Here is an 11,813-nt window from a genome sequence, read left to right on the forward strand (position 1 = left end):
TCAGATCCCCAACTGCTGACGCTGGCGCTTCAAGTGCTCTGGCATCTCTTTGTAGACGTCTTCGAACATGGTCGCGGCGCTAGGAATCTGCCCGCCGGCGAGGGTGCCGTACTGTTCGGCCTGTTTCTGCGCGGCAATCACTTCGGCTTCAAGCTCGGCGCTGACGGCGGCGTGCTCTTCTTCCGACCAGTGGCCGACCTTGATCAGGTGCTGCTTCAGGCGGGCAATCGGGTCGCCCAGCGGGAAGTGGCTCCAGTCATCGGCCGGACGGTATTTGGACGGATCGTCGGAGGTCGAGTGCGGGCCGGCGCGGTAGGTGACCCACTCGATCATGGTCGGGCCGAGGTTGCGCCGGGCGCGTTCGGCAGCCCAGGCGGAAGCCGCGTAGACCGCGTAGAAGTCGTTGCCATCGACTCGCAGCGAGGCGATGCCGCAACCGACGCCGCGTCCGGCGAAAGTGGTGGCTTCACCGCCGGCGATAGCCTGGAAGGTCGAGATCGCCCACTGGTTGTTGACCACGTTGAGAATCACTGGCGCACGGTAAACGTGGGCGAAGGTGAGGGCGGTGTGGAAGTCCGATTCGGCGGTGGCGCCGTCACCGATCCAGGCCGAGGCGATTTTAGTGTCGCCCTTGATCGCCGAGGCCATGCCCCAGCCGACGGCTTGAATGAACTGAGTGGCGAGGTTGCCGGAGATGGTGAAGAAACCGGCGTCCTTGACCGAGTACATGATCGGCAACTGCCGGCCCTTGAGCGGATCGCGCTCGTTGGACAGCAGTTGGCAGATCAGGTCGACCAGCGGCACGTCGCGGGCCATCAGGATGCTTTGCTGGCGGTACGTCGGGAAGCACATGTCGTCGATGTTCAAGGCCAGGGCCTGGGCGCTGCCGATGGCTTCTTCGCCAAGGCTTTGCATGTAGAACGACATTTTTTTCTGGCGCTGGGCGGCCACCATGCGGTTGTCGTAGATCCGCGTCTTGAGCATGGCGCGCATGCCCTTGCGCAGGATGTCGACCGGCACATTTTCAGCCCAGGGGCCGAGGGCGTTGCCCTGATCGTCGAGCACCCGAATCAGGCCACGCGCCAAGTCGGCGGTGTCGGCAGGTTCGACGTCAATGGAAGGTTTGCGCACCGTGCCGGCATCGGTCAGATGCAGGTAGGAGAAGTCGGTTTTGCAGCCTGGGCGGCCCGAGGGTTCAGGGACGTGCAGACGCAGCGGTTCATACGCTTGGGTCATGGCTTCTACGCTCGATCTTGTGAATTTCTTGTAGTGAGCTGGCAATCATTCTTGGGTGAAAGAAATCTTGTCCTACAACAATCATAGGCCCGGCCGAGAAGAATATTTCTCTCTGTTTCGTTGCGCTGGAGATGATTTGCAGATAGAAATTCTGCATAAACATAAAAAACAGGTGGTTTTGTCTCATGCGCAAACTGGACCGTACCGACATCGGCATTCTCAACAGCCTTCAGGAGAATGCGCGCATCACCAACGCCGACCTCGCACGCTCGGTGAACCTGTCGCCGACGCCGTGTTTCAACCGGGTCAAGGCGATGGAGGAATTAGGGCTGATTCGCGAGCAGGTGACGTTGTTGGATGCCGATCTGCTGGGGCTGCATGTGAACGTGTTCATTCACGTCAGTCTGGAGAAACAGGTCGAGGAAGCGTTGCAGCATTTCGAAGAGGCGATTTCCGACCGCCCCGAGGTGATGGAGTGCTACCTGATGGCCGGCGACCCGGACTATCTGATCCGGGTGCTGGTGCCGACGATTCAGGCGCTTGAACGCTTCATGATGGACTTTCTGACCAAGGTGCCGGGGGTGGCGAACATCCGGTCGAGTTTTGCCTTGAAGCAGGTGCGCTACAAGACGGCGCTGCCATTGCCGGCGAATGGGTTGACGCTGGGTTCTTGAAGATCAAAAGATCGCAGCCTGCGGCAGCTCCTACAGGGACACCGTTTATGTGTGCCCTGTGTAGGCGCTGCCGCAGGCTGCGATCTTTTGCTTTTATAGCTTGTTGATCGGCACCTTCAGGTAAACCACACCATTGTCCTCGGCCGCCGGAAAATTCCCCGCCCGCACATTCACCTGAATCGCCGGCAGCAACAGCGTCGGCATGCCCAACCCGGCATCGCGTTTGGTGCGCATCTCGACAAACGCCGCCTCGTCGATCCCGTCATGCACATGAATATTGCTCTTGCGCTGTTCGCCAACGGTGGTCTGGCACTGCGCGGCGCGGCCTTCTGGCGGGTAATCGTGGCAAACGTAGAGTTTGACGCTGGCCGGGAAGGCCAGCAGTTTGTGGATCGAGTTGAACAACTGATGCGCGTCGCCGCCGGGGAAGTCGCAGCGGGCGGTGCCGACGTCGGGCATGAACAGCGTGTCGCCGACCAGAATCTGTTCGCCGTCGATCAGATAAGCCATGTCTGCCGGGGTGTGGCCGGGGACGTGCAGGGCGGTGGCTTTGAGGTTGCCGATCCTGAACGACTCGTTCGGCGCGAACAGGTGATCGAACTGCGAGCCGTCGACGCAGAACTCCGGCTCCAGATTGAACAGCGCCTTGAACACATTCTGCACTTTGCTGATCGACTGACCGATCGCAATCTTGCCGCCCAGTTCGCGGCGCAGGTACGGCGCGGCGGACAGGTGGTCGGCGTGGGCGTGGGTTTCCAGCAGCCATTGCACCTGCAGGCGGTGGTCACGGACGAAGGCGATGATTTTTTCGGCCTGTACGGTGCAGGTACGACCGGCAGCGCCGTCGTAATCAAGCACCGGATCGACGATTGCACATTGCCCGCCATCGGCTTCATAGACCACATAGCTGTAGGTCGAAGAGGCGGGGTCGAGGAAAGCTTCAATCTGCGCGGGCATGGACACCAACCTGAATCAGGGAAATGGGTTGCAACACTTTATCTAAAAACATAATGTTCGCAGCTTAAGTGACGTTGAAGGCATCGTGCAAATGCAATCCAGTCTGACCGAATGTGAAGTCGCCCAACTGCGGGCGTCCGCCTCCAAGGCCTGCGCGCTGCTCAAGGCGCTGGCCAATGAGGATCGCCTGTTGATCCTGTGCCAGCTGACTCAGGGCGAACGCAACGTCGGCGAGCTGGAAAAAATCACCGGCGTGCGCCAGCCGACGCTGTCCCAGCAACTGGGCATCCTGCGCGACGAAGGCCTGGTGGCGACCCGCCGCGAAGGCAAATACATCTTTTACGGCCTGGCCAGCCCTGAAGTGATTCAGGTGATGAAGACCCTGTCCGGACTGTATTGCGGGGCGGTGCTCAAGAGCTGGGGCCACCCATAAATGTCAGCCAACACAATACAAAACCTGTGGGAGCTGGCTTGCCAGCGATGGCGGAGTGTCAGTCGCCATCAATAGCGGTTGACAAGTCCCTATCGCTGGCAAGCCAGCTCCCACAGGTTTAGTGGTTTGATTCGAAAAAATCCTTGCGTGCAGCAATAAGGAACAAGCAATGAACGATCAACACTGGGGCCCATCCATCAGTGCAGACATCGTGGTCATCGGCGGCGGCACCGCCGGCATCGGCTTCGTCGCCAGTCTGCTCAAGCGTGATCCCACTCTTAAAGTCACCGTGATTGAGCCAAGCGCCCAGCACTACTACCAACCGGCATGGACGCTGGTCGGCGGTGGCGCCTATGACGTCAAGGACACTGCGCGGCCGATGAGCAAAGTGATGCCGCGTCAGGCCACCTGGATTCAGGCGGCGGTGACAGCGGTGGATCCCGACACCCGTCAACTCACGCTCAACGATCGACGCCGCGTCAGCTACCAGAACCTGATCGTCTGCCCCGGCCTGCGTCTGGCCTGGGAGAAAATCGAGGGCCTGCAGGAAAGCCTCGGCCAGCACGGCGTGACGTCCAACTACAGCTATCAGCATGCGCAGTACACCTGGGATCAGGTGCAGAAACTGCGCGGCGGCAAGGCGTTGTTCACCCAGCCGGCGATGCCGATCAAATGCGCCGGCGCGCCGCAGAAAGCGTTGTACCTGTCGTGCGATCACTGGCGCAAAACCGCTGTGCTGAACAACGTTAACGTCGAGTTCAACCTGGCCGGTGCCGCACTCTTCGGTGTAGCGACCTTCGTTCCGCCGCTGATGAAGTACATCGAGAAGTACAACGCGCAACTGGCCTTCAACAGCAATCTGGTCAAGGTCGACGGCCCGGCGAAAACCGCTTGGTTCGAGATCAAGGACGCTGACGGCAACGTCACCACACAGGCGAAAACCTTTGACCTGCTGCATGTTGTGCCGCCGCAAGTCGCGCCGGACTTCATCGCCCAGAGCCCGCTGGCCGACACCGCCGGCTGGTGCGAAGTCAATCCGCACAGCCTGCAACATCCGCGTTACCCCGAGGTGTTCGGACTCGGCGATATCTGCGGCACAACTAATGCGAAAACCGCTGCCGCCGTGCGCAAGCAGATTGTGGTGGTCGCGGAAAATCTGCTGGCCGTGCGCAAGCGGCAGCCGCTGCCACTGAAGTACGACGGCTACGGTTCCTGCCCGCTGACGGTGGAGAAGGGCAAGGTGATCCTCGCCGAGTTCGGTTACGGCGGGAAGTTGCTGCCGACCTTCGCCCTCGATGCGACCGTGCCGCGCCGCTCGGCGTGGTTCCTCAAGGCGACGCTGCTGCCGTGGTTCTACTGGAACGGCATGCTCAAGGGCCGCGAGTGGCTGACCGGTTTGTCCAAAGTCGACTGAGAACTCCCTATGTTGCTGGCAAGTCTGTTTGGCGTGTTGATGGGGCTGATTCTCGGGCTGACCGGGGCGGGCGGCGGGATTCTCGCGGTGCCGGCGCTGGTGCTCGGCCTCGGCTGGAGCATGACCCAGGCTGCGCCCGTGGCGTTGTTCGCCGTGGGCAGTGCGGCAGCCGTCGGTGCCATTGACGGTTTGCGTCATGGCCTGGTGCGCTATCGCGCGGCACTGCTGATTGCGGCGCTCGGCGCGGTGTTTTCGCCGCTGGGGATCTATTTCGCGCATCAGTTGCCGGAGCAGATTCTGATGATCCTCTTCAGCCTGCTGATGGTCATGGTGGCCTGGCGCATGTTGCGCCGCGAGCGTGCGCAAAAGGGGCCGAGCGACCATGGCCATGCGAGCTGGGGGCAGAAGAACTGCATGCTCAATGAACAGACCGGTCGCTTCGACTGGACCGCCAAATGCACCGCGACCCTTGCGGTATTGGGCGCAGTGACGGGTGTGGTTTCGGGGTTGCTCGGCGTCGGCGGTGGTTTCCTGATCGTGCCGGCGTTCAAGCAACTGACCGATGTGCAGATGCGCGGGATCGTGGCGACGTCGCTGATGGTGATCAGCCTGATTTCCGCGATTGGCGTGATCGGCTCCTTTCACGCGGGCGTGCGGATTGACGCACAGGGCGCGGCGTTTATCGTCGCCAGCATCGTCGGCATGATCATCGGCCGCAAGCTTTGTGCGCGGGTGCCGGCGCGGACGTTGCAAGTGGGGTTTGCCAGCGTGTGTCTGGTGGTGGCGGGTTACATGTTGTTGCGCGCCTGAAAAGATCGCAGCCTGCGGCAGCTCCATGGGAATGGTGTACACCCTGTAGGAGCTGCCGCAGGCTGCGATCTTTTGATTTTGCTCCTCAATCAATCAAAGGATTTTTCTCGGTCAGCACAACCTGCGCGATCTGATCCTTGCGCATGAAACTCACCTTCGGATGCGCCTGCGCATAACGAATGAACCGCTCCATCGCTTCGACCATCGCCGGCGTGCCGCCGATGCGGTCGTGCAGACTCACCGACATCATCCGCCGCTGGCTCGCGCCTTCGGCGTACAGGCGATCAAATTCCAGCACCAGTTGCTGATAGAACTGCTCGGCGGAGAAATGCCGGCCCTCGATCAGCACGATGTCGTTATTGCGCAGGGTGTACGGCACCACGGCAAATTTGCGTCCACGGACCATGGTCACGAACGGTTCGTCGCGGCTCACGTCATCGATGTGGTAGGTGAAATTCAGGTCTTGCAGAACCTTCAGCGTATTGGGGCTGCGCCGCAGCCAGTTGGCGTTGTAGCCCACCGAGCGCTGGCCGGTGAGTTTTTCCACCGCGTTGACACCGTCGCCGATGAACTGTTTTTCCTGGTCGTAGCTCATGTTGTACGAATCGGCCCAACGCATGCCATGGGCCGCCAGTTCATGGCCGCGCGCAGCAATCGCTTTCGCCAGTTCCGGGTGTTTGAGCGCCGCTTCGCCGACCACATGCGAGGTGACCTTGATGCCGGTGCGATCCCACAGGTCGAGCATCCGCCACAAGCCTTCCTTGTAGCCATAATCAAACCAGGTCTGCGCCGGCAGATCCGGATAACCCTTGGGCAGCGGCGTGCCGGAGAACGGGCTTTCCGCGCCCTCGGGCTGACCGCCGGTTTCGAATTGCATCGACACCGAGATCACCAGTTGCGAACCGTCCGGCCACGGGCGTTCCTGAGCGAAGGCGAGGGCCGGCAGCAGCAGGGCGGCCGCCACAAGGTTTTTTAAAAAGCGTGGGGAGCGTTGCCGGTGGGGCGTGGTCATAACGGGCACCTTGCAGGTTGAGAAGGGCTGCAAGGGTGGCAGTTGCCCGGCGCGGGAAAAATCCGTTGCGGGCAAGAAGACCTTTAAACAGAATTTACGAATCCACCGCAAACCTGTGGGAGCGGGCTGCCGGTCACCCTCTTGCCGAGCCGACTGCCGCCATCGCTGGCAAGCCAGCTCCCACAGGATTGTGGGTTTGCCGCAACATTTGCGGCAAACTCCCGGCAGCACAAGCACAAGGTCTTTCAATGGATCGATACGCCCCGCGCAACTGGCAGCCGCACGAGAAGCCCAGTCTGCCCGGTTCCCCCTCGACGCCGCTGCACTCCAACCCCAAGCGCCTGGCCTATGCGCTGGTCGGGCTGTTGGTGGCGGTGACCGGTGGTCTGGGCAACTCGCTGGTGGTCGCCAACCTGCCTTACCTGCAAGGTGCGCTGGGCGCGACCACGGCGGAGATGGCCTGGCTGCCGGCCGCGTACGTGATGACCAACGTGTCGATGAACCTGTTGCTGGTGAAGTTTCGTCAGCAGTTCGGCCTGCGTGCATTCACCGAAGTGTTTCTGGTGTTGTATGCGCTGGTGACCTTCGGCCACCTGTTCGTCAATGACCTGAGCTCGGCCATCGCCGTGCGCGCGGCGCACGGCATGGTCGGTGCGGCGCTGAGTTCGCTGGGTCTGTATTACATGGTTCAGGCGTTTCCGGCCAAGTGGCGGCTGAAGGCGCTGGTGCTGGGCCTCGGCGCCTCGCAACTGGCTTTGCCGCTGGCGCGATTGTTCTCCGAAGACTTGCTGCAGATTGCCGAATGGCGTGGCTTGTACCTGTTCGAGCTGGGCATGGCGCTGCTGTCGCTGGGCTGCGTGTTGCTGCTCAAGTTGCCGCCCGGTGACCGCTTCAAAACCTTCGAGCCGCTGGACTTTCTGACCTTCGCCATTCTCGCCAGCGGCGTGGCACTGCTTTGCGCGGTGTTGTCGCTGGGGCGGATCGACTGGTGGCTGGAGGCCAACTGGATCGGCTATGCGCTGGCGGCCTCGATTGCCCTGATCCTCGCGGGCTTGGCGATTGAACACAATCGCAGCAACCCGATGCTGATGACCCGCTGGCTCGGCAGCGGCACGATGATCCGCCTGGCGCTGGCGGTGACCCTGATCCGCATGGTCACCTCGGAACAGTCCACCGGCGCCGTCGGTTTCATGCAGAACCTCAACATGGGTTATGAGCAGTTGCACAGCCTGTATGTGGTGATGCTGATCGGCAGCGTCGCCGGGCTGGCGACCAGTGCGCTGACCATCGACCCCAAGCACCTGCTGATGCCGCTGATCATCTCGCTGGCGCTGATGGCCACCGGCTCGGTGATGGACAGTTTTTCCAACAACCTGACCCGTCCGCAAAACCTGTATTTCAGCCAGTTCCTGCTGGCCTTCGGCAGCACGTTTTTTCTGGGACCGACCATGGTTTTCGGCACCCGCAACGTGTTGACCAACCCGCGCAATCTGGTGAGTTTTTCGGTGTTGTTCGGGATCTGCAACAACCTCGGCGGCCTGCTCGGCGCGGCGTTGTTGGGCACGTTCCAGATCGTGCGCGAGAAATTCCACTCCAGCCACCTGGTCGAGCACCTGACGCTGTCCGATCCGCTGGTGGCTGCGCGCGTACAAAGCGGCAGTTCGGCCTATGGCAGCTTGCTGGCCGACCCGAGCCTGCGCAATCTGGCCGGGATTCGCAGCCTGGCGAATGCCGCGACTCGCGAAGCCAACGTGCTGGCCTATAACGATGTGTTCATGCTGATCGCCGTGATTGCGGTGCTGACCATGATCTGGCTGTCCATTCGTGCGCTGTGGCTGATGAGCACCACCAAAGCCGTCGACCCAGCGCCTTCCGTACCTCCTGACGGTGCCTCCCATTCATGACCGAACCGACCACCACAACCACCAATGCCATCGCCGCCACCCCGGAAGGCGTGGCGCCGCCGTCCTCGCCGAACACCGAGCCGCGCTCGTTGCGGGTACGGATCATCTCGTCACTGGGCTTTGCCGCGATTGCCATCGTCGGTGTGCTGATCGTGCTCTACGCCTGGCAGCTGCCGCCGTTCAGCAGTGCGGTCGAAACCACTGAAAACGCGTTGGTGCGCGGTCAGGTGACGATCATCGGCCCGCAGCTCAGCGGTTACGTGTTCGAGGTGCCGGTGCAGGATTTCCAGTACGTGAAGGCCGGTGATTTGCTGGTGCGCCTGGACGACCGGATTTATCAGCAGCGCCTCGACCAGTCGCTGGCGCAACTGGCGGTGCAGAAAGCCGCGCTGGCCAACGTGGTGCAGCAACGCAACAGCGCCGAAGCGACGATCAAACTGCGTCAGGCGGTGGTGGCCGACAGCGAGGCGCAGTTGCGTAAAAGCGAGGCGGATCTGCGCCGTAACAAGGAGCTGGTGAGTGACGGCTCGGTGTCGAAACGCGAGATGGACGTGGCGCTCGCGGCCAATGCGCAGAGCATTGCGGCGGTGGCGCAGGCCAAGGCCAATCTGGAAATCGCCCGTCAGGATCTGCAAACGGTGATCGTCAATCGCGGTTCGCTGGAGGCGGCGGTGGCCAGCGCTGAAGCGGCGGTGCAACTGGCGCGGATCGATTTGTCGAATACGCGCATCGTCGCCCCGCGAGACGGCCAGCTCGGGCAGATCGGCGTGCGCCTGGGCGCCTACGTCAACTCCGGGGCGCAGCTGATGGCGTTGGTGCCGAACCAGAAATGGGTGATCGCCAACATGAAGGAAACCCAGATGGACAACGTGCGCGTCGGGCAGCCGGTGCGCTTCACCGTTGATGCGCTGAACCACCGCCAGTTCACCGGGCATGTGCAGCACATTTCGCCCGGCACCGGTTCGGAGTTCGCCCTGCTGCAGGCGGATAACGCCACGGGCAACTTCGTGAAAATCGCCCAGCGCGTGCCGGTGCGGATCACCATCGATCCGGATCAGCAGGAGGAGGAACGCTTGCGCCCGGGGATGTCGGTGGTGGTCAGCATCGACACCGCAGCGGGCGACACACAACCGCATTGACCTACACACAACCCTGTGGGAGCTGGCTTGCCAGCGATGACGTCGGCACATCCGAAAATATCTGTTCCTGACACACCGCCATCGCTGGCAAGCCAGCTCCCACAGGGGGGCTTCAGGCTGCAATCATCGGCGGCAAGGTACCGAGCAGGGAGACCGCAGCAACGGCACCCATTCCCAACAGCCACTCCAGCACCACACTGCGCTTGAGCGCGCCCATCCGCTGTTCGCAATCATCAATCCGCAAGCGATTGAACAACGCCAGCGCGAGCATGCCCAGCACCAGCAACGCTTTGATCAGCAGGATCAGGGCAAAGCCACTGAACAGCGGCGTCGGCCACCATTGCCCGGTCAGCACGCGCACGTTGATCAGCCCGGTAATCAGCAGCCCGCCAACAATGGCGTAACCGACACCGCTGAAGCGTTGCAGGATCCGGCTCATCGTTTCGCCGGGTTGACGCAGGATCAATACCAGCAGCAACAGACCGCCGAGCCATGCAGCGACGCAGGTCAGGTGAACGATCTGGTTGAGGATCAGCAGTTGCCCATTCAGACCGTCGAGCATCGCGCCGTGACCGACCGGCGCCAGGGTCGCCAGGAGCAGCGCGCTCAAGCCCAGGCGCAACGTCAGGCTCGAACGCCAAGGCGTGAACAGCAACGCCAGCAACAGCGCGTTGATCAGCAGATGCCAACGCCAGACCTGACCGAAAAACGTATTGCCCAGCACCAAGCCAATCGTGTCCGGGGCAAACGCGGCCGCCGCCGAACCGGCCATGCTCGCGGTGATCAGCAGCGCCCAGGTGACACCGCTGACCAGCGCAATTGCCGTCAGCCAGCGCGCCAGTCGCGCCAGATGCCGATCCAATGTCGGCACTGGTGCCTTGAGCAGCAACGGCCGAAACAGCCAGGCGCCGAACAGCATCAACACCGCGCTGAAATGCACGAAGCGGCACAGCACCAGCGCTTCACTCATGAATTACTGGCCGACCTTGAACTGGTAGGCGCCTTCGCTCTTGTGCGTGTCGACCGACACCGCATGCCATTCGACTTTGTATTCACCGGCACTGAGTGGTGCGGCGGGGGTGACGATCAGGGTTTTCTTGTCGCCTTCGGTGGTCAGCGGTTTGATCGCGACCGGGGCGCCGTCGTGGGTCAGGCTGACTTTGGTGAAGCTGGCCTCGACGCCTTCGGAAAAGGTCAGGCGCAGATCGGCCGGCGCGGCGACGGTGCTGTCGGCGGCCGGGGTCTGGCTTTTCAAGTGGGCGTGGGCAAAAACGGAGGATGCGGCGCACAGCGAAGCGAGCAGGGCAGTGGTGGTCAGGACGTTCTTGAACAGCATCGCGGGTACCTCTGAGGCAGGACAAAGAAGCGCCAGTTTAGCCATGCGCCGGCCTTCATACGAAGTTTTGTTTGCAGCGGTCGCCCCGAGGCCAGAGTGGATGCTAGTCTTCAACAACGTCGTTGTCAGGGAGCCCTCATGGGCAATCACAAGATCGAGATCCGTCGCAGTAACGTCGAGAAAATCCTGTTGGCGGCGGAAAAAGTCTTCGCTGAAAAAGGCTTCGGCGGCACCGCCATGGCCGACATCGCCGCCGAAGTGCAACTGCCGCGCTCCAACTTGCATTACTACTTTTCCACCAAGAGCGAACTGTACAGCGCGGTGCTGTTCGACCTGCTGGAGGTGTGGAAGCAGGACGCGCTGTGCTTTGAGATGTTCGACGATCCACGGGTGGTGCTCAGCAGCTACATCCGCGCCAAGATGAACCACTCGCGCAGCCGGCCTTATGGTTCGAAAGTCTGGGCCAACGAGATCATCCACGGTGCGCCGACCTTGGGTGAAGCGCTGGATCTGAGCCTGTACGACTGGGCGAAAATGAAGGAAGCGAAGATCCGCCAGTGGGTCGAGGACAAGCGGATTCTGCCGGTGGAGCCGTCGAGCCTGCTGTACATGATCTGGGCCTCGACCCAGCATTACGCCGACTTCGATCATCAGGTGAATATTCTCAACGAGCATCAGCCGCTGTCGGACATGCAGTTCGAGCGTGCGGTGCAGACGGTGACCAGTGTGATTTTGCGCGGGATCGGATTAGAACCTTGAGCCATGTGTTGTGACTGCCGACCCCTTCGCGAGCAAGCCCGCTCCCACAGGTTTTCGGGTTGTCCTCAAGTGTCATGAACACCAGAGAACCCTGTGGGAGCGAGCTTGCTCGCGAAGGCGTCTGTTCAGACGCTACCTG

Annotated in this window: 12 protein-coding genes; 7 read left to right on the top strand and 5 right to left on the bottom strand. The window is 61.5% G+C overall.

All coding sequences use genetic code 11. The features are described 5' to 3' along the window. Nucleotides 1-1,236, bottom strand: coding sequence for a 3-methyl-2-oxobutanoate dehydrogenase (2-methylpropanoyl-transferring) subunit alpha (locus B1722_RS12170; protein WP_086792666.1), 1,236 nt, complete (start codon nucleotides 1,234-1,236; stop codon nucleotides 1-3). A gap of 185 nt (nucleotides 1,237-1,421) precedes the next feature. Here B1722_RS12170 and bkdR point away from each other — a divergent pair, with 185 nt between their 5' ends. Next, nucleotides 1,422-1,910 carry a Bkd operon transcriptional regulator BkdR gene (bkdR, locus tag B1722_RS12180; RefSeq protein WP_027613216.1) on the top strand — a complete coding sequence of 163 codons (489 nt, stop codon included), beginning with the start codon at nucleotides 1,422-1,424 and terminating at the stop codon, nucleotides 1,908-1,910. Nucleotides 1,911-2,003: 93 nt separating this feature from the next. Here bkdR and B1722_RS12185 read toward each other — a convergent pair whose 3' ends face one another. Further along, nucleotides 2,004-2,867, bottom strand: a complete 864-nt coding sequence (locus B1722_RS12185; RefSeq protein WP_086792668.1) for an MBL fold metallo-hydrolase — start codon at nucleotides 2,865-2,867, stop codon at nucleotides 2,004-2,006. Between the two features lie 91 nt (nucleotides 2,868-2,958). Here B1722_RS12185 and B1722_RS12190 point away from each other — a divergent pair, with 91 nt between their 5' ends. From B1722_RS12190 to B1722_RS12200, 3 genes are all read left to right on the top strand, one after another. Beyond that, complete coding sequence (locus B1722_RS12190; protein ID WP_041073332.1) at nucleotides 2,959-3,300, top strand: helix-turn-helix transcriptional regulator; 342 nt, start codon at nucleotides 2,959-2,961, stop codon at nucleotides 3,298-3,300. A gap of 169 nt (nucleotides 3,301-3,469) precedes the next feature. Further along, entirely contained in the window at nucleotides 3,470-4,714 is a 1,245-nt protein-coding gene (locus B1722_RS12195) for an FAD/NAD(P)-binding oxidoreductase (protein WP_086792670.1), read from the top strand. Nucleotides 4,715-4,723: 9 nt separating this feature from the next. After that, nucleotides 4,724-5,524: a sulfite exporter TauE/SafE family protein gene (locus B1722_RS12200; RefSeq protein ID WP_086792672.1), complete on the top strand. Its 801-nt coding sequence runs from the start codon at nucleotides 4,724-4,726 to the stop codon at nucleotides 5,522-5,524. Between the two features lie 85 nt (nucleotides 5,525-5,609). Here the strand turns inward: B1722_RS12200 and B1722_RS12205 are convergent, their stop codons facing one another. After that, on the bottom strand, nucleotides 5,610-6,536 hold the full coding sequence (locus B1722_RS12205; protein ID WP_086792674.1) for a polysaccharide deacetylase family protein: 927 nt from the start codon (nucleotides 6,534-6,536) through the stop codon (nucleotides 5,610-5,612). Nucleotides 6,537-6,784: 248 nt separating this feature from the next. Between B1722_RS12205 and B1722_RS12210 the strand changes: the two genes are divergently transcribed. Together B1722_RS12210 and B1722_RS12215 are read left to right on the top strand one after the other, a co-directional pair. Further along, a complete protein-coding gene (locus tag B1722_RS12210) occupies nucleotides 6,785-8,440 on the top strand; it encodes an MFS transporter (protein ID WP_086792676.1) in 1,656 nt (551 codons plus the stop codon). Then, entirely contained in the window at nucleotides 8,437-9,579 is a 1,143-nt protein-coding gene (locus B1722_RS12215) for an HlyD family secretion protein (RefSeq protein WP_086792678.1), read from the top strand. Before B1722_RS12210 ends, B1722_RS12215 begins: the two co-directional genes overlap by 4 nt. A gap of 112 nt (nucleotides 9,580-9,691) precedes the next feature. On the opposite strand, the gene copD is transcribed toward B1722_RS12215, so the two are convergent. Beyond that, nucleotides 9,692-10,549, bottom strand: a complete 858-nt coding sequence (gene copD / locus B1722_RS12220; RefSeq protein ID WP_086792680.1) for a copper homeostasis membrane protein CopD — start codon at nucleotides 10,547-10,549, stop codon at nucleotides 9,692-9,694. Nucleotides 10,550-10,552: 3 nt separating this feature from the next. Beyond that, nucleotides 10,553-10,915 carry a copper homeostasis periplasmic binding protein CopC gene (gene copC, locus B1722_RS12225; protein WP_041073319.1) on the bottom strand — a complete coding sequence of 121 codons (363 nt, stop codon included), beginning with the start codon at nucleotides 10,913-10,915 and terminating at the stop codon, nucleotides 10,553-10,555. A 138-nt stretch (nucleotides 10,916-11,053) separates the two neighbouring features. On the opposite strand from copC, the gene B1722_RS12230 reads away from it, so the two are divergent. Further along, nucleotides 11,054-11,674 (top strand): TetR/AcrR family transcriptional regulator, encoded by a 621-nt coding sequence (locus tag B1722_RS12230; protein ID WP_027613201.1) that lies wholly within the window; start codon nucleotides 11,054-11,056, stop codon nucleotides 11,672-11,674. Nucleotides 11,675-11,813 lie beyond the last annotated feature (139 nt).

The sequence above is a fragment of the Pseudomonas sp. SCPG-7 genome, from assembly GCF_002156405.1.
GTDB lineage: Bacteria > Pseudomonadota > Gammaproteobacteria > Pseudomonadales > Pseudomonadaceae > Aquipseudomonas > Aquipseudomonas parakoreensis.